The sequence below is a fragment of the Streptococcus sp. sy004 genome, from assembly GCF_007859205.1.
Lineage (GTDB): Bacteria > Bacillota > Bacilli > Lactobacillales > Streptococcaceae > Streptococcus.
The window spans coordinates 323,760-345,621 of record NZ_VOHP01000001.1; the positions used below are offsets into that span (position 1 = coordinate 323,760).

Consider the following 21,862-nt stretch of genomic DNA (forward strand, 5'->3'; position numbering starts at 1 on the left):
AATGGGATTATTTGATCGATTATTTGGGAGCAGTCATCAAGACGACGTGCCAAACATGGACGAAACTATCCAAGAGGAGAGTGTAGTAGCAGAAACACCAGTGGAAACAGAAGATGTCATGGCCAAGTTGGCTCGTCTGCGTCAAGAATTTGCAGAAAAAGAGCAAGAACAAACTCAAGGTGACACCGATAGTCTAGTAACAGAAGTAAGCACATTATCTGAGCAGGAAAATTCATCTCAAGAAGCAATAGAAGTGGTTGAAGATGAGCTAAGTTCAAGAAGGGCTACGGATAATCAGGCAGCACTTGATGTGATAGAAGATGTTCAACCTAGTGAAGAAGAATCGTCATTGACAATGACCGAACCTGAAACAGAAAGTCAAAAGTATGAGCGAACTCTAGCTAAGACGAGGACTGGTTTTGGAGCAAAATTAAATAGTTTTTTTGCCCAATTTCGTCAGGTAGATGAGGAATTTTTTGAGGAACTGGAAGAACTCTTAATTCTTTCAGATGTTGGGGTAAAAGTAGCGACTAATTTAGTAGAGGAGCTACGCTTTGAAGCTAAATTGGAAAAGGCCAAGAAACCAGAAGCTCTACGACGTGTCATTATTGAAAAGTTGGTTGACATCTATGAAAAAGATGGGCAATTTAAGGAAAAAATCAACTTGCAAGAAGGCTTAACCGTCATGATGTTTGTTGGGGTGAATGGGGTCGGAAAAACTACCTCGATAGGTAAATTAGCTTACAAATACCAGGAAGAAGGTAAAAAAGTCATGTTGGTGGCAGCCGATACTTTCCGTGCAGGTGCAGTTGCCCAACTAGTAGAATGGGGCAAACGTGTTAATGTTCCAGTGGTGACAGGAAAAGAAAAATCAGATCCAGCTAGTGTGGTTTATGATGGTATGGAACAAGCCATTGACCAAGACGTTGATATTTTATTGATTGATACTGCAGGACGTTTACAAAACAAGGATAATCTGATGGCAGAATTGGAAAAAATGGGACGAATTATTAAACGTGTTCTTCCAAATGCCCCACATGAAACCCTTTTAGCACTGGATGCGTCAACAGGTCAAAACGCTCTGAGTCAAGCCAAGGAATTTTCAAAAATGACACCTTTGACTGGTTTGATTTTAACCAAGTTAGATGGAACAGCCCGAGGGGGTGTGGTCTTGGCTATTCGCGAAGAATTAGACATTCCAGTTAAATTTATCGGTTTTGGCGAAAAAATTGATGACATTGGGCAATTTAATTCAGAAGAATTTGTGAGAGGTTTGCTTGCAGGCTTAGTATAAATAAAACTCCTTGAATCATTCAAGGAGTTTTGTTGTTTAGAGAAGAAAAGAGCCTTTGTTGGCTCTCTTTAATTTTAATCTAATCCAATCAAATAATCTTCATCTTTCATAGCTTCCACCGTTCCTAGCAGGTAACCATTGCCGACTTGACTAAAGAAATCGTGGTTACTGGTTCCTGTTGAGATACCATTCATGACAATCGGATTGACATCATTAGCTGTGTCTGGAAAGAGTGGTTCTTGTCCCAGATTCATGAGAGCTTTATTAGCATTGTAACGCAAGAACGTTTTAACTTCTTCAGTCCAGCCAACAGCGTCGTAGAGATACTCGGTATAATTTGCCTCATTCTCATAAAGGGTATAAAGCAAGTCATACATCCAATTTTTCAGATTTTCTTGTTCTGATTCGCTTAATTCATTGAAACCAAGTTGGAATTTATAACCGATGTAAGTTCCGTGAACAGATTCATCACGGATAATCAGCTTGATAATCTCAGCCACATTGGGTAATTTATTATTTCCAAGATAGTAAAGGGGGGTGAAAAATCCTGAGTAGAAAAGGAAGGTTTCTAGGAAAACACTGGCAACTTTTTTTTCTAAAGGACTGCCATTTTTGTAAATCTCATTGACAATCTCAGCCTTTTTCTGTAAGTAGGGATTTTCAGCTACCCAAGCAAAGATCTCTTCAATTTCTGACTTGGTGTTAAGGGTTGAGAAGATAGATGAGTAGGACTTGGCATGGACAGACTCCATAAATTCGATGTTATTAAGCACAGCCTCTTCATGTGGGGTTCTGACATCTTTTTTTAGGGCAGACATGCCGCTTTCAGATTGAACCGTATCAAGAAGGGTCAAGCCACCAAAGACTTTTCCAACCAAATCTTTTTCAACCGCTGACAATTTACGCCAATCATCCAGGTCATTTGATAAAGGAATTCGTGTATCCAACCAAAATTGCTCGGTCAATTTCTCCCAAGTTGATTTATCAACCGAATCTTCAATCTCATTCCAGTTAATTGCATTATAATAGCTCATGACAAACTCCTTTTTAAATGACACAACTTTCACATTGGTTCGATCCGACTTCTTCGCCATCGTCTGTGAAGGTTCTAATATAGTAAATCGATTTAATTCCCTTATTAAACGCGTAATGACGGAGAATAGAAAGATCACGAGTGGTCTGTTTGGTTTCTGTTTTCCATTCGTAAAGGTCAAGTGGAATTTCGCTCCGCATAAAGAGTGTCATCGAAAGACCTTGATCAACGTGCTCTGTAGCAGCAGCATAGACATCAATCACTTTACGCATGTCCATATCGTAAGCAGACGTGTAATAAGGAATGGTATCGGTTGAAAGCCCGCTAGCAGGGTAGTAGATTTTACCAATTTTCTTTTCTTGACGTTCTTCAATACGTTGCGTAATCGGATGAATAGACGCAGAACAATCATTGATATAGCTGATTGAGCCATTAGGAGCCACAGCTAAACGATTTTGATGATAGAGACCGTCAGCCATAATCGCTTTTTTCAGTGCTTGCCAATCTTCAGCCTGTGGGATAAAGTGACCAGCAAAGAGTTCTTTAACTTGTTCAGATTTTGGCACAAATTGACCAGTGATATATTTATCAAAATAACTACCGTCAGCGTAAGCCGATTGCTCAAAATTATTGAAAGTAAGGCCACGTTCCTTGGCAATGGCATTAGACTCAACCAAAGTCCAATAATTCAATAACATGAAATAAATATGGGTAAATTCAATTGATTCTGGGCTACCATATTCCATGTGGTGTTGGGCAAAATAACTATGTAGCCCCATTGCACCTAAACCAATGGTATGGGCTTGTTCATTACCATGTTTAATAGTTGGTACGGCTTCGATACTTGATGCGTCAGTGACAAAGGTCAAGGCTCGAGTCATAGTACGCACTGAGCGACCAAAATCAGAAGATGTCATTAAATTTAAGACATTGGTTGAACCAAGGTTACATGAAATATCAGTTCCCATTTTGACAAATTCTTGGGAATCGTTAATCTCGCTTGGTGTTTGCACTTGTAAAATCTCTGAGCAGAGATTGCTCATAATGATTTTACCGTCAATGGCACTGGTCTTGTTGGCAGTATCAATATTGATGATATAAGGATAGCCAGATTCTTGTTGTAGTTTAGAAATCTCAGTTTCCAAATCACGCGCCTTGATTTTCGTCTTGTTAATCTTAGGATTGGCAACTAATTCATCATACTTTTCTGTGATGTCAATGTAGCTATATGGCACCCCATATTCACGTTCAATAGAATAAGGACTGAATAGATACATATCTTCATTTTTACGAGCTAATTCGTAAAATTTATCTGGGACAGTGATTCCTAAAGAAAGTGTTTTGACACGAATTTTTTCGTCAGCATTTTCCTTTTTGGTTGAAAGGAAGTTAAGAATGTCTGGATGAAAGACATCGAGATAGACAACACCAGCTCCTTGTCGTTGACCAAGTTGATTAGAGTAAGAAAAACTATCTTCAAACAATTTCATGACAGGCACGACACCACTAGCTGCACCAGCAAATCCTTTGATCGGCGCACCAGCTTCACGAAGATTGCTAAGAGAAATTCCAACCCCACCACCAATACGAGAAAGTTGTAGAGCTGAATTGATTGAACGTCCAATTGAATTCATGTCATCCGTGACTTGAATCAAGAAACAAGACACCAATTCACCACGACGACTACGACCAGCATTCAAAAAACTTGGTGTTGCCGGTTGATAACGTTGATGAATCATTTCCATCGCCAAGTCACGAGCTAACTCTTCCTGTCCATCAGCAAAATAAAGTACATTGAAAAGTACACGGTCTTCAATGCTTTCTAAATAATAATTACCATCATTTGTTTTTAAAGCATACTGTTGATAAAACTTATAGGCTGCCATGAAGGATTGGAAGCGGAAGTTTTGATTTTTTAGTTCTTGAGCGAGCTTTTCAATAAACTCAGGCTGATATTTTTTGATAAAGCCTTCTTCAAGGTAATCATGTTCTAAAAGATAAGTAATTTTCTCAGTCATGCTTGCAAAAGTCATGGTATTTGGTAGAACATTTTCCTTGAAAAATGCCTTCAAGGCTTCCTTATCTTTGTGGAGGGGGATTTGTCCATTGATGGGACGATTGATTTCATTATTTAATCGGAAATAAGAAACATCAGTAAGGTTTTTAAGACTCATGGGATAGTATTCCTTTTACATATTCGACATCTTGCTCGGTACCATTAAATTCAAATTCGTATAAAAGCGGTAGTTGATAGGTTTGAGCATAGCGTCGGGCTGTTTTACAAAAATCGGGACCGAAATTACGATTACCAGAACCAATGACCCCTTTACAATGAAGATAGTTGTCAGCTAAAAACTCATCAACCACTTCAACATCTCCCTGATCATAACTAGGAACAAGGAGAATAAAAGGAGTGTCAAATGTAGGATAGGGTGTCGTTGAGGTTAATTCAAGAGCAACTTGCTCCAAGCCTAGTTTTTTGACGAAACGTTGGCACTGGCCTGTCAGTGAATAAAAGACTAACTGCATCATAGTAGAGTTTTTAATTTTTCAGGTTGAAAGCCAGAAAAAACAATATCTCCAGATTCGATTACAGGAGCAGCAGTGAAGCCTAGACTTTTGACATAATCCACTTTATCTGGATGTTCTTCAATATTGATTTCTTCAAAATCAGCTCCAGCTTCTTCAAGAAAACGTTTGGTCATCTTACATTGCATGCAATTGTTTTTAGAAAAAACAGTAATTTTAGCCATGTTATTGATTCCTTTCTGTTAGGTGTGATAGCACTTTAATATCATACCTAAAAAAAAAATAAAAATCAACTAGGAAAACTAATGTTTTTGGCTTATCTTGTGGTTGGAGAGATAAATAGGCACAAGATATAGTGTTTTATCGTTACTATGCTTATTGCTAGCAAAGGTTATGATTTTTGAAAAAACACCTTGTAAAAGAATGGAAAATATTTCATTTTAAGATGATAATTTGCTTTTTCTACTTGATAAAAAAATAGCAATGTGCTATAATTTTTTTGTAAGGGTTATCATAGATAATCTGAAATTTTAGTAATAATTAAAGGAGAACCATTATGGCTTCAAAAGATTTCCACATTGTGGCAGAAACAGGTATTCACGCTCGTCCAGCAACTTTGCTTGTTCAAGCAGCTAGCAAATTTGCTTCAGATATTACACTTGATTACAAAGGTAAAGCAGTAAACCTTAAATCAATCATGGGTGTTATGAGTCTTGGTGTTGGTCAAGGTGCAGATGTAACAATTTCAGCTGAAGGTGCAGATGCTGATGAAGCTCTTGTTGCTATCGAAGAAACAATGACAAAAGAAGGTTTGGTATAATCAAAATGACAAATATGCTAAAAGGAATTGCTGCCTCTGATGGTGTTGCTGTTGCTAAGGCATATTTACTGGTTCAACCGGATTTATCATTTGAAACAGTAACTGTTTCAGATACAAGTGCAGAGGAGGCTCGTTTAGATGCAGCTCTTGAAGCTTCACAAAACGAGCTTTCTCTTATCCGTGAAAAAGCAGTAGATAGCCTAGGAGAAGAAGCGGCAGCAGTTTTCGATGCTCACCTAATGGTTCTTGCTGACCCAGAAATGATTGGTCAGATTAAAGAAACGATTCGTGCTAAGCAAGTTAATGCAGAAGCAGGTCTAAAAGAAGTGACGGACATGTTCATCATGATTTTTGAAGGTATGGAAGACAACCCATACATGCAAGAACGTGCTGCAGATATTCGTGATGTGGCAAAACGTGTTCTTTCACATCTTCTTGGTGTTAAATTACCAAATCCAGCAACAATTGCCGAAGAATCGATTGTTATCGCTCATGATTTGACGCCATCAGATACAGCTCAGCTTGATAAGAAATTCGTTAAAGCTTTTGTAACCAATATCGGTGGACGTACAAGTCACTCTGCGATTATGGCTCGTACACTTGAAATTGCAGCGGTACTAGGAACTAACAATATTACTGAACTTGTTAAAGATGGTGATGTTTTGGCGGTTAATGGTATCACTGGTGAAGTGGTTATCAATCCAAGTGAACAAGAAATCGCTGACTTTAAGGCGGCTGGTGAAGCCTATGCTAAACAAAAAGCAGAGTGGGCTCTTTTGAAAGACGCTCAGACTGTTACTGCAGATGGTAAACACTTTGAGTTGGCAGCAAATATCGGTACACCAAAAGATGTTGAAGGTGTCAATGATAATGGTGCAGAAGCTGTTGGTCTTTACCGTACAGAATTCTTATACATGGATTCTCAAGATTTTCCATCAGAAGATGAGCAGTACGAAGCCTATAAGGCTGTACTTGAAGGCATGAATGGTAAACCTGTTGTTGTTCGTACCATGGATATTGGTGGTGATAAGGAATTACCTTACTTTGACCTACCAAAAGAAATGAACCCATTCCTTGGTTTCCGTGCCCTTCGTATCTCAATTTCTGAAACGGGCGATGCTATGTTCCGTACGCAAATTCGTGCCCTTCTTCGTGCCTCAGTTCACGGTCAACTACGCATCATGTTCCCAATGGTTGCTTTACTAAAAGAATTCCGTGCAGCTAAAGCAGTATTTGATGAAGAAAAAGCTAACTTGCTAGCAGAAGGTGTGGCAGTTGCTGATGATATTCAAGTTGGTATCATGATTGAGATTCCAGCAGCAGCAATGCTAGCTGATCAATTCGCTAAAGAAGTTGATTTCTTCTCAATCGGAACAAACGACTTGATTCAATACACTATGGCTGCTGACCGTATGAATGAACAAGTATCTTATCTATACCAACCTTACAACCCATCAATTCTTCGTTTGATTGACAATGTCATCAAGGCAGCTCACGCTGAAGGTAAATGGGCAGGTATGTGTGGTGAGATGGCAGGTGATCAACAAGCTGTTCCACTTCTTGTTGGTATGGGATTAGATGAGTTCTCGATGAGTGCAACTTCTGTTCTTCGTACACGTAGCTTGATGAAGAAACTTGATACAAGCAAAATGCAAGAATATGCTCGTCGTGCTTTGACTGAATGTTCAACAGCAGAAGAAGTACTTGCTTTGGAAAAAGAATATGTCAATTTTGACTAGTCTTAAATTTATAAAAGTTTAGTTCTCAATTTAGAACTAAACTTTTTTACATTAAATAGGAAACATAATTTTATTTTTTGAAAACAAATCAAAAAAGTTTTATAATGGTAGTAGTATGACTAAAAGGAGACAATGATGTCAAAACAATATAAAAATTATGTCAATGGCGAGTGGAAACTTTCTGAAAATGAAATTGAGATTTTTGCTCCAGCAACCAATGAATCTCTAGGTACAGTTCCTGCCATGAGCCAGACAGAAGTAGATCAAGCTATGGCCAAAGCTCGTGAAGCACTACCGGCTTGGCGTGCCTTATCTTATGTTGAGCGTGCTACCTACCTTCATAAAGTAGCAGATATTTTGGTTCGTGATCAAGAAAAAATTGGAGCTATCTTATCTAAAGAAGTCGCTAAAGGCTACAAGGCAGCTATCAGTGAGGTAGTACGTACGGCTGATATTATTCGTTATGCTGCAGAAGAAGGCGTGCGTTTGTCTGGTGAGGTTTTAGAAGGTGGTAGTTTTGAAGCAGCAAGTAAGAAAAAAATTGCTATGGTTCGTCGTGAACCGGTTGGTCTTGTGTTAGCCATCTCACCGTTTAACTATCCTGTTAATTTGGCTGGTTCTAAAATTGCACCGGCTTTGATTGCTGGAAATGTGGTAATGTTCAAACCACCAACACAAGGCTCTATTTCAGGTCTTCTTCTAGCTGAAGCATTTGTCGAAGCTGGTTTACCAGCAGGTGTATTTAACACCATCACAGGTCGTGGGTCAGAAATAGGTGATTATATTGTTGAACACCCAGCAGTTAATTTTATTAACTTTACAGGATCGACCCCAGTTGGTGAGCGAATTGGTCGTTTGGCAGGCATGCGTCCAATCATGCTTGAATTGGGTGGGAAAGACTCTGCTATTGTTTTAGAAGATGCCGATTTGGAATTAGCAGCTAAGCACATTGTTTCAGGTGCTTTTGGTTATTCTGGTCAACGTTGTACGGCAGTTAAACGTATTTTGGTCATAGATAGTGTCGCTGATAAACTAGCTGCTTTTATTAAGGCAGAAGTTGAAAAGCTAAGTATCGGTATGCCAGAAGAAGATGCTGATATCACACCATTGATTGATACAGCGTCTGCTGACTTTATTCAAGGATTAGTGGAAGATGCTACTGATAAAGGAGCTAAGGCTCTCACTGAATTTAAACGTGAAGGTAATTTGATTACACCAGTTTTGTTTGATAACGTCACAAGAGAAATGCGTTTGGCTTGGGAAGAACCTTTTGGACCAGTATTACCAATCATTCGTGTATCAACTGTTGAAGAAGCTATTGCTTTATCAAATGAATCAGAATATGGGTTACAAGCTTCTGTCTTTACTCAAAACTACCCTCAAGCCTTTGCGATTGCTGAACAACTTGAGGTCGGTACAGTTCATATTAACAACAAAACTCAACGTGGTACAGATAATTTCCCATTCTTAGGGGCGAAAAAATCTGGTGCCGGTGTTCAAGGGGTCAAGTATTCCATTGAAGCGATGACTCAAGTCAAATCAGTAGTTTTTGATATTCAGTAAGAAATTGCTTATCATTAGGGAGGATTTTGGCGAATAAAAGAATGACGAGGAAATTTTAGAAGGAAAAGTAGATGAAAAAATATTTGGATATGGCTCTTGTGAGTTCTTTAGGATTACTAGCTGGCTTATTGATATGGAATGCCTTATTTACTTGGAAGGTTAATTATTCGATTAACCAAATCATCAATACGGAAAAAGTAGAAGCTAGTAAGAGTTTTCCCATTCAACTTGTTGAGCAAAATAAAGACAAAATTAATCCAGTTTATTATCTCAGTCCGACAAAAAAAGGAACCTCTGTTTATCAAAGTCTTTTACTTGATCAAAATGCCTTACCAAATAACAAAAAAAATCCCCAATTGACCTTGGTTTATCCAGTAGCCAAGGCGACTCAATTAAAAAATGTCAAAGAGGTCACGGTTAAACAGGTAAGCTATGATATTGGGGCTTTCGGTGTTAAAAATCGCCAAGAAAAAGATTTAGACAATTATCAAATCAATGGCGAAAATCAACTGTTTCAGCTTGATCAACTCTTCACAGATAGTACCACAGGAATGGAGCGTCTTAATGAAGAACTAGCAATCCTGTATCCTGAGACGGAAATGACAGTTTCTAAACTAGACAAATTTTCTTATCATAAAGGTAATCTGAATTTTACAGATGGTCGTAAGCTTCCTTTGAAAAATCTTTACGATATCATCAATAGTAACTATCTGAATGAACAAGATTTAGCAGCCTATCAGCAATATCAGAAAGAAAACAGGGTTTTTACTGAAAAAATTGTTGCTTTAACCTTTGATGATGGACCAAATGCTGAATTGACAGCTAAAACTTTAGACCTTTTAGAAAAATACAAGGCTAAGGCGACCTTTTTCCTTGTCGGTAAAAATATCGCTGGTAATGAAAAGCTTCTCAAACGAATGAAAAAATTAGGCAATGAGATTGGTAATCACAGTTGGGATCATAGCAATCTTAGCCAAATGACCTTTGAGCAAATCAAGGCTTCTGTAGATGAAACCAGTAATGCCGTAAAAGATGTTGTCGGAGAAGGTACTAAACTTGTACGCCCTCCTTATGGGTCTGATAATGACTTGGTTAAAGCAGCCTTGAAACTTCCACCAGTGATGTGGACGATTGACACTTACGATTGGCAAAATCGCAATCCGAGCATGATTTTAGAAAATGTGAAAAATGGTTTAGAGCCTGGTAGTGTGATTTTGATGCATGACATTCACCAAACGACCATTGAAGCATTGCCTGCCGTTTTAGATTATTTGACGGAGCAAGGTTATAAATTTGTCACAATTAGTGAGTTATACGGTTATTAAAAAAACAATCATGACTTCATGTCATGATTGTTTTTTATTTAATGTGTAATTCTTGATTTTTTAGAATCACTTCTTGAACCGTTGTAAATTTCTTCAGTTTTTTCAAGTCTTCTGGATGACTAATTAAGGTAATGACCATCCCTTTTTTCCCCATGCGTCCTGTTCGACCTGAGCGATGAGTGTAATCTTTTTTCTCTCTAGGAACGTCATAGTTAATCACTAATTCCAGTTGCTCAATATCAATTCCTCGACTAACCAAATCAGTCGCAAGGAGTAGGGAAATCTCATGATTTTTGAATTTTTCAAGAATCGTTTTACGGAATTTGACGTTGATGTCACTTGCAAGTGATACCACACTAGCTCCAGAGAATTGCAAACGTTCTTCAGCTGCTCCTAAATCTGCTAGACTATTGAAAAAAACTAATCCACGAAGATTCGGGATGTTGGAAAATTTTCGGAGAATGTCTAGACGTTGTCGTTTCTCTATGCTTAGGTAATAATGCTCAATCGTATCTAGTTTTTGTTGAGATAAGTCTAGCGTCAGAGTATTTTCTGACAATTTATTTGAGTCAATGGCTTGTGTAGCACTGACATAGATGAGTTGATGAGTTTTCGGAACATGATGCGTAATTTTTTGAACAAAATGTTCTTGTGAATCGCCTAATAATTGGTCAAACTCATCTAAGATAATAGTATCCACTGACATCATTTTAATCTTTTTCAATTTAATCAACTCAAAAATGCGACCAGGGGTACCAATAAGAATTTCTGGTCCTTTTTTTAATCGTTCAATCTGCCGTTTCTGACTAGAACCTGAAATAAAAAGTTGAACATTTAGATTAAGAAGTTCCGCCCAAGTTTTAGTTACGTCAAAAATCTGTCCAGATAGTTCTGTATTAGGAGCCAAAATCAACAATTGTTGGCTTTTTTTAGGCTGTAATTTAAGTAAACTAGGCAATAAATAAGCCAAGGTTTTGCCAGTACCAGTCGGGCTAACTAACAACAAATTTTGTCCTTTTTGGATAGGGGAAAAAGCTTGTTCTTGGATAGGAGTAAGTTGAGTGAAACCGAGTGAATGGATTTGCTTTTGCCAACTAGGTGGGAAAGTATCAATCATGTAAAAATCCTTATTTTTCTATTTTGTTTCTTTTATTATATCATGATTTTTGATAAAATAGAGAGAAAGATTTTAGTGTAGAGATGGAGAAGACATGAAAAAAAAGACAATTATCATTGGTGTGACAGGCGGTTCAGGTGGCGGTAAAACCAGTGTTTCTAATGCTATCTTAGAGAATTTTCCAGATGCTAAAGTGGCTATGATTCAGCATGATTCTTATTATAAAGATCAAAGTCATTTAACCTTTGAAGAAAGAATTAAAACGAATTACGATCATCCTTTAGCTTTTGATAGGGATTTGTTAATTGATCATTTAGCAGCTTTATCTCAGGGAGAATCAGTAGATATTCCAATTTATGATTATACCAAGCATACTCGGAGTGAGGAAACCTATTGTCAAGAACCTAGAGATGTCTTGATTGTTGAAGGGATTCTAGTACTTGAAGATAAGCGTCTGCGTGATTTAATGGACATTAAACTATTTGTTGATACGGATGATGACATTCGTATTATTCGTCGTATCAAGCGTGATATGCAAGAACGTGGAAGAAGTCTAGATAGTATTATTGAGCAATATACTGGTGTGGTTAAACCAATGTATCATCAATTTATTGAGCCAACCAAACGTTACGCAGATATTGTCATTCCAGAAGGGGTGTCAAATGTGGTAGCTATTGATGTGATTAATACGAAAATTGCAAGTATTCTCGCAGAATAAAAAAGGAGAGAACATGGAAAATCAAGTTAAAAAAGAAAATTACGACCTGCTTTTAGCTCAAGCGAACCTATTATTTGATACAGAAAATAATGTCCTTGCTAATTTATCAAATGCGTCTGCTATGTTAATGCAAACTTTACCTAACTCTGTTTTTACTGGTTTTTATCTTTACGATGGCAAAGAGTTGGTGTTGGGACCTTTCCAAGGCAAAGTGTCTTGTACTCGTATTGCGATGGGCAAGGGAGTTTGTGGAGAGTCGGCTGAAAAAAGAGAAACGCTCATTGTAGATAACGTGAAAGAGCATGAAAATTATATCGCTTGTGATTCAGCGGCTATGAGTGAGATTGTTTTACCTATGGTCAAAGATGGTCAGTTATTAGGTGTTTTAGATTTAGATTCTCACGAGATTGCTGATTATGATTCACTAGATCAAGAATATTTGGCAAAATTTATCGATATTCTCTTGGCTAAAACGGAGTGGAATTTTGCAATGTTTGGAGAAAAAGCTTAATGTATCAAGCCCTTTATCGCAAATATCGTAGCCAAACCTTTGCTGAAATGGTGGGGCAAGAAGTCGTGTCAACAGCCTTAAAGCAAGCTGTTGCTACTGAAAAAATCAGCCATGCCTATCTATTTTCTGGCCCAAGAGGAACAGGTAAAACCAGTGCTGCTAAGATTTTTGCCAAGGCGATGAACTGTCCAAATCAGATTGAGGGAGAGCCATGTAATCAATGTGATATTTGCCGAGATATTACAAAAGGGAATTTGGAAGATGTTATTGAAATTGACGCCGCTTCAAACAATGGTGTCGATGAAATTCGTGACATTCGAGATAAATCAACCTATGCTCCTAGTCGAGCGAGTTACAAGGTTTATATCATTGATGAGGTTCACATGCTGTCAACAGGCGCTTTCAATGCCCTCTTAAAGACCTTGGAGGAGCCGACTGAACAAGTGGTGTTTATTTTAGCAACAACTGAATTGCATAAGATTCCTGCGACGATTTTATCGCGTGTTCAACGTTTTGAGTTTAAGTCAATCAAAAGTCAGGACATCAGCCAGCATTTGGCTATGATTTTGGCTAAGGAAAACCTTGAGTATGATCCTTTGGCACTTGAAATGATTGCTAAAAGAGCAGAAGGCGGTATGAGGGATGCCTTATCTATTTTGGATCAGGCCTTGAGTTTGAGTGACGCTCAGGGCTTGATCTTATCTGTTGCAGAGGAGATAACAGGAAGTATTTCTCTTTTGGCACTTGATGAATATGTAGCTAGTTTAGCTCAAAACGATAGCTTGACAGCCCTATCAAGACTAGAAGCCATTTTTGATCAAGGAAAGAGTATGACAAGATTGGCAACTGATTTATTAGGTTATCTTAGGGATTTACTCTTGGTTAAGCAAGGTCAAGATTTAGGTGTTGTTAGTGAACGTTTTCAAGCTAATTTGCAATTGAGCAATTCCCGTCTTTTTGCCATGATTGAACAAGTAACTGACAGTTTGCAGCAGATAAAAACCAGTTCTCATCCTAAAATTTATGCTGAAATGATGACCATTCGTTTGGCTCAAGAATTGCCTAATATAGAAAAAAAAGAAGTCTTCTCAAAACTTCAAGAAGAAGTCACACAATTACGTCGAGAGCTAGCTCAGTTGAAAGTTGACATTGCTAAAGGACAAGTGAAAACTAGTACACCTTCGCCACAAAAACTGCCTTTATCAACTTTCAAGGTTGATAAGACTAAAATCATAACGATTATGACTGAAACGGTAGAAAATAGTCAGCAATCGCGTCAATATTTGGAAGCGTTGAAGGGAGCTTGGCAGGAAATATTAGAGAGTCTATCGGCTCAAGAACGTGCCCTGTTATTAGGTTCTGAACCTGTTTTAGCCAATGCAGACCATGCGATTTTAGCATTTGACGCGGCATTCAATGCTGAACAGGTGATGAAAAGAAGTGACTTAAATTTGATGTTTGGTAATATTATGAGTCAGGCGGCAGGCTTTTCTCCCCAAATTTTAGCGGTTCCTCGAGCAGATTTTAATCAAATTCGACAGGAATTTGCTCAGAAACACCGACAAGAAAAAATGAACGACCAATCAGAATCAGTTGACGAAACGCCTACGGTTCCAGATGAATTTGCCTTTCTAAAGGATAAGATTACCCTGACTGATGATTAGATAGAAGATTCGCTTTAATAAAATGAAAGAAATAGTGTATGATACTATTTCTTTTTAATTTGTCATAAAAAAAGTGACAAGATTTGAGTTTGCTTGTCATCAAGGGTTCGGTATAATAAGATTATCAAGAAAAAAGAAAGGAGAAGACATGGAAACACAATCTTCTTTTAAAGTTCGAGTTCAAAAACTCGGTACGTCCTTATCAAACATGGTGATGCCAAATATCGGGGCCTTTATTGCTTGGGGTGTTTTGACTTCACTGTTCATTCCGACAGGTTGGGTACCAAATGAACAACTTGGTGCAATGGTTGGTCCAGCGATTACTTATTTACTGCCACTTTTAATTGGTTATACAGGTGGCCACATGGTACATGGTCAACGTGGAGCAGTTGTAGGGGCCATTGCAACTTTTGGAGCGATTGCAGGAGCTTCTGTACCAATGTTTATTGGTGCTATGATTATGGGACCTCTTGGTGGTTGGTGCATCAAAAAATTTGATGAGAGCTTCCAACATAAAGTCCGTGCTGGATTTGAAATGTTGGTTAACAATTTCTCAGCAGGTTTGATTGGGTTTGTCTTAATTATTTTGGCTTATCTTGGTGTTGGGCCAATTGTGTCAAGCTTGACTGAATGGATTGGTAATGGTGTACAAGCTATTGTTGACGCAAAATTACTACCATTGGCTAATGTTTTGGTTGAGCCATCAAAAATTCTCTTCTTGAATAATGCGATTAACCACGGTATTTTCACTCCATTGGGAGCAGAACAAGTAGCTAAAACTGGTAAATCTATTCTCTTTTTGATTGAGGCTAATCCTGGTCCTGGTTTAGGTATCTTACTTGCCTATGGTCTATTTGGTAAAGGATCTGCTAAATCATCATCTTGGGGAGCTAGTGTGATTCATTTCTTAGGTGGGATTCATGAAATCTATTTCCCTTATGTGATGATGAAACCTTTGATGTTTTTAGCTGTTATTGCTGGTGGGGTGTCTGGTACCTTTGTGAATCAACTATTGGGTTCAGGTTTGACAGGTGCTGCATCGCCAGGTTCAATTATTGCCATTCTGGGAATGACAGCAAAAGGTAGCTATCTTTCAGTTATTTCCGGTGTATTGGTTGGTGCAGTTGTGGCATTCTTAGTTGCTTCAATCATTTTGAAAACAGATAAATCAGATGATGACAAACTGGCTGAAGCTCAGGCAGCAACAAAATCAGCTAAGGCTCAAGCTAAAGGTCAAGTAGTACCAATTTCAGCAGATATTTCAACAGATAATGTTAAACAAATTATTTTTGCTTGCGATGCCGGTATGGGTAGTTCAGCTATGGGAGCGTCACTCTTGCGTGATAAAGTTAAAAAAGCAGGCTTGACGATTCCTGTTACCAATAAAGCTATTTCAAATTTAACAGATGAAGCTAATGTCCTCATCGTTACCCAAGAAGAATTGGCGGCTCGTGCAGCCCAACGTACACCAAGTGCTACTCATGTGGCAGTAGATAACTTCCTAACGTCACCAAAATATGACGAAATCATCGCAAAATTATCGGGTCAGCATTTTATGACAGATGAAGTGACCACTGTAGAGTCAGTATCAGAGGTTGATTTAAATTATATCGATGAGGTAGTATTTGCTTACGGTAAAGCTCAAGGTTCTGCCACAATGGGACAAGAAATTCTTCGAGCTATTTTCAAAAATAAAGGCATTCAAATTCCAGTAGCTACGGTACCTTATGAACAATTAAACGAGCATAATGCTAAAAATATTCTAGTAGTCACAACGATTGCTAAACAGTCAGAAGTACAAGCCGCTGCCCCAAATGCTCAACTTTTAGTTGTAGATAGTTTAGTAACAACACCAGAATATGATAAAATTGTTGAGCGAATGCACAAATAATTTGATAAAAATAGTATAATAAACAATATGTTACTAACCAAAAGAGAAGAACAACTAGTGAAAGCTTTCCTCCAAGTAGGGAAGCTTTCATTGAAAGAAATCTCAGATATTTTACAAGTTTCCTCAAGAACCGTTTATCGAACGCTATCGGAGCTAACTGACACCTTAGCCAGTCAAGACATTAAAATTGTCAAGGAAGGAAAAAAATATCATCTGATAGGAGACGTTAGTCGGTTATCTGATTTACAAGCGATAGACGTTTATGATAGCCATGAACGGTTAATCTTAACCACTTATCGTTTGCTGACGAGTTCAGCTCCTATTATCAATGAAGAACTTCAAGATTTTTTTGGTGTTTCTAATGTGACAGTGATTCAAGATATATCAGAAATTGAAAAGCGATTTAAAGAGTTTGAACTTTTTATCCATCGGAAAAAAGGCTATCAAATTGAAGGGGCAACTATTCAAAAACGGCGTTGTTTAGCCATTCTCCTTAGTAACGCGATTTCTATTCAGGATTTTTGGCAAGATAACTATAGTCGATTTTCAATCTTGGATTGTCATCAAATTCAGCAGGCACGTCTTACTTTTGAAACACATCAACAGGCTCTGGGGGAGATTGATCCTAAGTTGAAACAATTTTTGATTATTCTATTAGGCTTAGCAGATAATCAAAAAGAACTGTTAACAGCTGTCAATGTTTCTAAGGAAGCTTTGGATTTTTCACAGAAAATTTTTGCTGATTTGGCTAAAGCTACCAAGAAGTTTTACAATTTACAAGAGATTATTTATTTTGCAAATTTACTTGACGAGTTAATTATTAAACGCCAAGAGGTACCTTTATTTAGAGAAAAATTTGATAGCGAGTTTTACTATAGCGTGTCTCAACTAATTGATGCCGTCTCACGTTTTACAAAGATTGATTTTTTTCGAGATAAACTTTTATTCAAATTATTGTTCAATCATCTCCGTCTCAGTCTAGCTGTTCCAATTCTATTTCCTGAACAAGTAAGACTACCTATCGCTTATTTAGAAACCCAACAAAATCAATTTTTATATCATATCATTAGCTTGGTCATGCAGGACATTTTTCCAAACTTCCTGCAAAATGAATTTGAATATGAGTTGGTGACCTTACATTTTACTTCCAGTTTAAGAAGAAGTCCAGATATTTATCCTATTCGGCTTTTACTTGTAACAGACGAACGTCCCTTGACAGTCAGTGTCTTGGTTTCCAAAATCAAAAATATTGCCCCTTTTGTTGAATTGATTGATGTCAAAAGCACAACAAGTTTATCTCAAATCGACAGAAAGCAGTATGATTATTGGTTGACGACAAAGCCACTTCCAAATCATGACATTGAGTTAATTTCTACATTTCCCAATACTCAAGAAATTCTCTCTTTACAAAAAACGCTTCAAGATATTCAGGAACATCGGACAATTTCTAGACGTCACGATCTTATTCCACAACAGGCCTATGATTTGCAAAAATACTTGGAAGCGTCTAGCCAACTGTTACAGCATTTCAAACTGTTTGTTTTAGATAGCCCAAAAGATTTTGAATCATCTGTTAAAAGAATTGTACAACATTTGGATTTTGTTGGCGATCGTCAGTACCTTGTTGATAAACTTTTATCTCGTTTTAAATTAAGTCCAATGGCTATTCCAAACACCAATCTAGCTCTAATTCATACCCAATCTCATACGGTGACAGAAAGTCAGTTTCTAATTGCTGATTTAACTGACTCAGTACCTACAGTTTCGATGAACTATCAAAATGAGAGCGTTCGACGAATTTTAGTCATGTTAACAAAAATGGGAGAAAAAGAAGAAATTCGAGAGTTAATGACTGCGATCAGTCAATCTATAATAGAAAGCAATCTTTATACAGAAATTTACCGTACCGGTAATCAAGAAATTATCTATCAGTTACTCAATACGATATTTACTGAAAAAATTAAGAAATTGGAGAATTAAAATGGAATTTCAAAAACAACTAGTTAAATTAAATCAAGCCTTTGCAACAAAAGAAGAAGCCATTCGTTACTGTGGGCGTCAACTTTTTGAAGCAGGTCATGTTAATGAATCGTATATTGAAGCCATGATTCAGCGTGATAAAGACTTATCGGTGTATATGGGGAATTTTATTGCCATTCCTCACGGAACTGATGCGGCTAAAAAAGACGTGCTATCATCGGGCATTACCATTGTTCAAGTTCCAACAGGTGTTAATTTTGGTACCGAAGATGATCCCCAAGTTGCCACTATTCTTTTTGGTATTGCAGGACTTGGAGATGAACATTTGGAAATTATTCAAAAAATTTCGATTTTCTGTGCAGATGTTGATAATGTCGTGAAATTAGCTGATGCACAATCAGCAGACGAAGTGGTTGCTCTACTCAATAGCGTCGCTTAATTGATTACCAAGAAAGAGGACAGGGAAATGAAAAAAGCAGTTCATTTTGGAGCAGGCAATATTGGCCGTGGCTTTATTGGTGAAATTTTATTTGAAAATGGATTTGAAATCGCTTTTGTTGATGTTAATGAAAAGATTATTGATGCCTTGAATGTACGTGGAACTTATGAGATTGAAGTTGCTGAAGAAGGGCAACGCCATATTATAGTGTCTGGTGTGCGTGGTATCAATAATGCGAAACATCCAGAAAAGGTTGTCGCTGCCATTGCAGAGGCATCAATTGTAACAACAGCTATTGGCCCCAATATTTTGCCGTTTATTGCTGAATTGATTGCAAAAGGTATTGAGGCTCGTCAAGCAATAGGAAATACGACACCTTTAGATATTTTAGCTTGTGAAAATATGATTGGTGGGTCTGATTTTCTAAATCAAGAAGTGCAAAAACACTTATCAGAAGATGGGTTGGCTTTTGCAAAAGACTATATTGGTTTTCCTAATTCAGCAGTGGATCGCATCGTTCCAGCTCAGAGCCACGATGATCCATTATTTGTGATTGTAGAACCTTTTAATGAATGGGTAGTAGAAACCAATCACATGAAAAATCCTGATTTAAAATTAGAGAATGTTCATTATGTGACAGATTTAGAGCCATTTATTGAACGAAAACTTTTTTCTGTTAATTCAGGCCACGCAACTGCAGCCTATACAGGTGCCTATTATGGAGCTAAGACAATCTTAGAATCCTTAAAACATGCCACTGTTAGAAGTAACGTGGAAGCTGTTTTAGCAGAAATCCGTTGTTTGTTAGTTAATAAATGGGATTTTGATGAGTCTGCTTTAGCAGACTACCACAAGGTTATCCTAACTCGGTTCGAAAATCCTTTTATTGTAGATGATATTAGTCGAGTGGCTCGTACTCCTATTCGAAAACTTGGGTTTGATGAACGGTTTATTCGTCCAATTCGCGAACTCAAGGAACGAGGATTGTCTTATCAACAATTATTACAAACGGTGGCTTATACCTTTACTTACACTGATGCTACTGACGAACAAGCTGTTCAATTGCAAAACCTTCTTGTTCAAAAACCATTAAAAGAAGTGGTTAAGGAAGTCACTCATTTAGCCGATCAAGAGTTACTTGATGAAATTGTTGCTAAAATAGAAGCTAATTAACGTTAATCATCGTCCTTTCGCATAGAAGGGCGATGGTTTGTCTTTTACGACGATAAACTAACGTTTGTTTTTTGATTGCCAGTTTTTTCTATGTTAAAATAACATTATGGAAAAAAAAATAGCAAACTTGGTAGCTCAACTAAATCGCTACGCTAAAGAATATTACACTGATGATAAGCCCAGTATTTCAGATCATGAATATGATCAACTTTATCGTCAATTAGTGGAACTCGAAGCAGCTTACCCTCAATATCAACGCTCAGACAGCCCGACTCATCGGGTAGGTGGCCCTATTTTGACGGGCTTTGAAAAATATTCTCATGAATACCCTTTGTATAGCTTACAAGATGCTTTTTCAAGAGAAGAATTAGACGCTTTTGATCAGCGAATAAAAAAAGAATTCCCCCAGGTTTCTTATTTAGCTGAATTAAAGATTGATGGCTTATCGATTTCCTTGACTTATGTGGACGGTGTGTTACAGGCAGGAGCGACTCGAGGAGATGGTGTCATTGGTGAAAACATCACTGAGAATTTACGTCGTATTCAAGATATTCCACTCAGACTTCCTCAAACGATCAATTTGACGGTGCGTGGTGAGGCTTATCTTCCCAAACTTTCTTTTGAAAAACTGAATAATGAGCGTCGTGAGCAAGGCGAACAGGAGTTTGCTAATCCGAGAAATGCAGCAGCTGGAACCTTACGTCAGTTGGATACAGGTATTGTTGCCAAACGTCAACTAGCTAGTTTTTTATATCAAGAAGCAAGTCAAACCACAAAATCAAGTCAGGAAGCAGTACTCACTGAGTTAGCCCAATACGGTTTTTCAGTCAATCAGAACTATCTTGTTTCTCAGTCCATGGATGACATTTGGCAATTTATTCAAGATATTGGTACAAAGCGTCGTCAACTCCCTTATGAGATTGATGGGATTGTTATTAAGGTCAATGAGTTAAGCATACAAGAAGAACTGGGCTTTACAGTTAAGGCTCCTCGTTGGGCGGTGGCTTATAAATTCCCGGCAGAAGAAAAAGAAGCTGTTTTAGAAAGTGTTGACTGGACAGTTGGACGTACAGGAGTTGTGACACCGACTGCTAATTTAAGTCCGGTTTCATTAGCAGGGACACGAGTTAGTAGAGCAACCTTGCATAATGTTGACTATATTAAAGATAAGGATATTCGCCTTTGGGACACTGTTTTGGTCTATAAAGCAGGTGACATTATTCCAGCAGTTCTACAAGTTGTGATGAGTAAACGGACTAATCAAGAACCGTTAGATATTCCTAAGCATTGTCCTTCTTGTGAAAGTCAGTTGGTTCATTATGAAGATGAAGTTGCCCTGCGTTGTATTAACCCTCTTTGTCCAAGTCAACTCAAGGAAGGTTTGATTCATTTTGTTAGTCGCCAAGCGATGAATATTGCAGGTATGGGACCATCAGTGATTAACAAATTATTCCAAGCTGGCTTGGTTCATGATGTAGCTGATCTTTATCAATTAACTGTGGATGATTTGATGAGCTTAGAGGGAATAAAAGATAAGTCGGCAGAGAAACTTTATCAGGCCATTCAAGCCTCTAAAACCAATTCAGCAGAAAAATTACTATTTGGCTTGGGGATTAGGCATATTGGAAGTAAGGTTAGTCAACAATTATTAGAAGTTTTTGGTGACCTGTTAAGCCTTAGTCGAGCTGATCAAGCTACTATTACTAATATTGATGGCTTGGGGCAAACGGTTGGCCAGGCACTTGTCTCCTATTTTGAAGGAGAAGGAGCAAAACAACTACTACTTGAATTAGAACAAGCTGGAGTTAATCTTCATTTCAAAGGTCAAGGCATAGTCCAAGATGCTCTCTTATCTGGTCAGACTGTTGTTTTGACTGGTAAGCTCCAAAAATTTACACGACAAGAAGCTAAAGATAAGTTGCAAGCCCTAGGTGCCAAGGTTACTGGTAGTGTTTCCAAAAAAACCGATTTGGTTATTGCTGGTGAAGATTCTGGAAGTAAGTTAGCCAAGGCACAAGAGCTAGGACTGGTCATTAAAAATGAATTATGGTTAGAGGAATTATAAA

18 protein-coding genes are annotated in these 21,862 nt (G+C 37.8%); 13 read left to right on the plus strand and 5 right to left on the minus strand.

Annotated elements, in window-relative coordinates; all coding sequences use genetic code 11:
* Position 1 precedes the first annotated feature (1 nt).
* Positions 2–1,294 carry a signal recognition particle-docking protein FtsY gene (ftsY, locus tag FRX54_RS01695; RefSeq protein ID WP_146460326.1) on the plus strand — a complete coding sequence of 431 codons (1,293 nt, stop codon included), beginning with the start codon at positions 2–4 and terminating at the stop codon, positions 1,292–1,294.
* 74 nt (positions 1,295–1,368) lie between these two features.
* Here ftsY and nrdF read toward each other — a convergent pair whose 3' ends face one another.
* Genes nrdF through nrdH form a run of 4 tightly spaced genes read right to left on the minus strand, consistent with a single transcriptional unit; the run spans position 1,369 to position 5,080 of the window.
* A complete protein-coding gene (gene nrdF, locus FRX54_RS01700) occupies positions 1,369–2,328 on the minus strand; it encodes a class 1b ribonucleoside-diphosphate reductase subunit beta (protein WP_146460329.1) in 960 nt (319 codons plus the stop codon).
* Between the two features lie 13 nt (positions 2,329–2,341).
* Positions 2,342–4,501, minus strand: coding sequence for a class 1b ribonucleoside-diphosphate reductase subunit alpha (gene nrdE / locus FRX54_RS01705; protein ID WP_146460331.1), 2,160 nt, complete (start codon positions 4,499–4,501; stop codon positions 2,342–2,344).
* Complete coding sequence (gene nrdI / locus FRX54_RS01710; protein ID WP_261379608.1) at positions 4,491–4,859, minus strand: class Ib ribonucleoside-diphosphate reductase assembly flavoprotein NrdI; 369 nt, start codon at positions 4,857–4,859, stop codon at positions 4,491–4,493. The genes nrdE and nrdI overlap by 11 nt, the downstream gene beginning before the upstream one ends.
* Positions 4,856–5,080, minus strand: coding sequence for a glutaredoxin-like protein NrdH (gene nrdH, locus FRX54_RS01715; protein WP_146460335.1), 225 nt, complete (start codon positions 5,078–5,080; stop codon positions 4,856–4,858). The genes nrdI and nrdH overlap by 4 nt, the downstream gene beginning before the upstream one ends.
* Before the next feature lie 332 nt (positions 5,081–5,412).
* Here nrdH and FRX54_RS01720 point away from each other — a divergent pair, with 332 nt between their 5' ends.
* The 4 genes from FRX54_RS01720 (at position 5,413) to FRX54_RS01735 (ending at position 10,303) form a co-directional block, all read left to right on the plus strand.
* The gene (locus FRX54_RS01720) at positions 5,413–5,676 is read left to right on the plus strand and encodes a phosphocarrier protein HPr (RefSeq protein ID WP_146460337.1); all 264 of its coding nucleotides are present in this window, start codon (positions 5,413–5,415) and stop codon (positions 5,674–5,676) included.
* Positions 5,677–5,681: 5 nt separating this feature from the next.
* Positions 5,682–7,415: a phosphoenolpyruvate--protein phosphotransferase gene (gene ptsP, locus FRX54_RS01725; RefSeq protein ID WP_146460339.1), complete on the plus strand. Its 1,734-nt coding sequence runs from the start codon at positions 5,682–5,684 to the stop codon at positions 7,413–7,415.
* A 135-nt stretch (positions 7,416–7,550) separates the two neighbouring features.
* On the plus strand, positions 7,551–8,978 hold the full coding sequence (locus tag FRX54_RS01730; RefSeq protein ID WP_146460341.1) for an NADP-dependent glyceraldehyde-3-phosphate dehydrogenase: 1,428 nt from the start codon (positions 7,551–7,553) through the stop codon (positions 8,976–8,978).
* 71 nt (positions 8,979–9,049) lie between these two features.
* The gene (locus tag FRX54_RS01735; protein WP_146460343.1) at positions 9,050–10,303 is read left to right on the plus strand and encodes a polysaccharide deacetylase family protein; all 1,254 of its coding nucleotides are present in this window, start codon (positions 9,050–9,052) and stop codon (positions 10,301–10,303) included.
* A 34-nt stretch (positions 10,304–10,337) separates the two neighbouring features.
* Here FRX54_RS01735 and FRX54_RS01740 read toward each other — a convergent pair whose 3' ends face one another.
* Entirely contained in the window at positions 10,338–11,420 is a 1,083-nt protein-coding gene (locus FRX54_RS01740; protein ID WP_146460345.1) for a DEAD/DEAH box helicase, read from the minus strand.
* Between the two features lie 94 nt (positions 11,421–11,514).
* Here FRX54_RS01740 and udk point away from each other — a divergent pair, with 94 nt between their 5' ends.
* From udk to ligA, 8 genes are all read left to right on the plus strand, one after another.
* Positions 11,515–12,138, plus strand: a complete 624-nt coding sequence (gene udk / locus FRX54_RS01745) for a uridine kinase (protein ID WP_146460347.1) — start codon at positions 11,515–11,517, stop codon at positions 12,136–12,138.
* Between the two features lie 13 nt (positions 12,139–12,151).
* Complete coding sequence (locus tag FRX54_RS01750; RefSeq protein ID WP_146460349.1) at positions 12,152–12,649, plus strand: GAF domain-containing protein; 498 nt, start codon at positions 12,152–12,154, stop codon at positions 12,647–12,649.
* The gene (dnaX, locus tag FRX54_RS01755; RefSeq protein WP_146460351.1) at positions 12,649–14,313 is read left to right on the plus strand and encodes a DNA polymerase III subunit gamma/tau; all 1,665 of its coding nucleotides are present in this window, start codon (positions 12,649–12,651) and stop codon (positions 14,311–14,313) included. The genes FRX54_RS01750 and dnaX overlap by 1 nt, the downstream gene beginning before the upstream one ends.
* Positions 14,314–14,461: 148 nt before the next feature.
* The gene (locus FRX54_RS01760) at positions 14,462–16,204 is read left to right on the plus strand and encodes a PTS mannitol-specific transporter subunit IIBC (protein ID WP_146460353.1); all 1,743 of its coding nucleotides are present in this window, start codon (positions 14,462–14,464) and stop codon (positions 16,202–16,204) included.
* Between the two features lie 18 nt (positions 16,205–16,222).
* Entirely contained in the window at positions 16,223–18,184 is a 1,962-nt protein-coding gene (locus FRX54_RS01765; RefSeq protein WP_261379617.1) for a BglG family transcription antiterminator, read from the plus strand.
* Position 18,185: 1 nt separating this feature from the next.
* Positions 18,186–18,623: a PTS sugar transporter subunit IIA gene (locus FRX54_RS01770; protein ID WP_146460357.1), complete on the plus strand. Its 438-nt coding sequence runs from the start codon at positions 18,186–18,188 to the stop codon at positions 18,621–18,623.
* A 27-nt stretch (positions 18,624–18,650) separates the two neighbouring features.
* Entirely contained in the window at positions 18,651–19,796 is a 1,146-nt protein-coding gene (locus FRX54_RS01775; RefSeq protein ID WP_146460360.1) for a mannitol-1-phosphate 5-dehydrogenase, read from the plus strand.
* A 106-nt stretch (positions 19,797–19,902) separates the two neighbouring features.
* Positions 19,903–21,861 (plus strand): NAD-dependent DNA ligase LigA, encoded by a 1,959-nt coding sequence (ligA, locus tag FRX54_RS01780; RefSeq protein WP_146460364.1) that lies wholly within the window; start codon positions 19,903–19,905, stop codon positions 21,859–21,861.
* Position 21,862: the final 1 nt, after the last annotated feature.